At 65.3% G+C, this 1,619-nt stretch carries 1 pseudogene; it reads right to left on the bottom strand.

Annotated elements, in window-relative coordinates:
* Positions 1-1,001, bottom strand: a pseudogene (locus KJS59_RS30510) (hypothetical protein); the annotation flags it as partial.
* Positions 1,002-1,619 lie beyond the last annotated feature (618 nt).

The following is a 1,619-nucleotide window of genomic DNA, read 5'->3' as shown; positions in this document are numbered from 1 at the left end:
CATCCACCCCCGCAGCCCGCCGACGCGTCGTCGCTGAACCCGAGCTTCAACTCAGTCGACCCAGACTGATCCGTGTTCTGGATCGTGTTCTGCACGAACGTATCGAACCCCGGCTCCAAGTCCACCGACGGGTCAACCGTCACCGGGAACTGCACCGCCGGATCCGCGAAGAAACCCTGACCCGGCAACAACACCAGATCCATCCCCGAATCGGTCGCGACCAAGGCCATCGGAACCTCAGCTACGCGCGGACGTTCACCAGACTGCTCGCTCACCGGGGAGGCGTCCCACATCACCGCCGGCGACACACTCACCACCGAACCCGACGGCACCTGACCAGTCAGACTCTCCCCCACCCGCCCACCGGTCAGCGTGGCCTCCGCCTGCCACGGCATCGACACCGACTCAAGCTCCGCCACCGCCTGCGGCGTCTTGACCCGCAACGAATACTCAAACCCCGTACGCCGCGCCTCAACCACCAGATCAACACCTGGCCGCGCATCCACATACGTCGCCGTCTCACCATCCAGGACCGGCGCCGGAAGCTGGCCACGCCACCCCAACCGAACCTGCTCAACGCCGCTACCCAACACCACCAAATCGTCCGACCCCGCGTCGTGCCCACCCGAAAGACTCAGCCCACGAGGATGCGCCTTCGGCACCACCGACCCGTCCGCACGGCGCTCCAACGTCAGATCAATGTCCACCCACCGATTCGCCGCGTCCAGCATCCGCACCGGTGATACATGAACCCGCGACTGCAACGTGCCATCCGGCTGGGCCCACACCTGCGCCGTCGGCGTCCGCAACCCCGTCACCTCAACCGGCCGCCGCTTCCGGTGCGCCAGCAGCATCGCACTGGCCTGATCGGGCGCCTCCAACACAACTTCAGAGGCAAGCCTCACACCGTCCGGAACAGACCCCCACGCGGTGGCCGATCCATCGAGTCGGTCGCTGAGGACGGGCCCCGCCAAAGCCGAGCCAGCCAGCACCGACGTCATCACTAGCGCCAGCCGACGCCCACGAACCGCAACCCGCACCATAGCCCCCGACACTCATCGCATCCTTATGATGTCGGAGCGTAACGATCTATAGAGGCAACCGTCAATGATCCTCTCCGTCGATTCCCCGCAACCTTGTTAGCCTCGGTCTTTCGTGCGCCCAGCGGACCTGGAGGTGAGTGTGTAGCTCAGCTGCAGTCGTAAGCTCGTCGTCGCCTGCCGGTGTGAGTCCGGTCCGGGTAGCTGCCAGGAGGCCCGGTAGCAGGCTGGCGGCTCGGTCTGGAAACGGGTCGGGTCGAAGCCCAGCGTCGAAGCCCTTGTGGGGGAGCGACTGAGCGGTCCGTAGCATCAAGCGAAGCCTGCGGCGTCGTTAGTGGTCTCGCCTTCGGGTGGGGCAGAGGGAGTGCCGAGCCCCCGAAATCAGGGTGAAGGCCATGGAAGCGGTGTAGCTCCTGGATTGCAGCCGCGAAGAACTCCCCGGCGTATGGGGCACAGAACGTTCAGATGGTGGCGGCGGGAACTGGGGAGACCCTCCCCAGCCCGGTGACCTGCGGATTGTGTTACCGGAGCGTGGCGTCCTATAACCGATGATCTCGGGAAGCGGGAGAGCCATTCAAA

The organism is Rhizomonospora bruguierae (genome assembly GCF_018397995.1).
Lineage (GTDB): Bacteria > Actinomycetota > Actinomycetes > Mycobacteriales > Micromonosporaceae > Rhizomonospora > Rhizomonospora bruguierae.
Note: the sequence above shows the minus strand (reverse complement) of the source record. Positions and strands in the feature narration are given on the sequence as shown.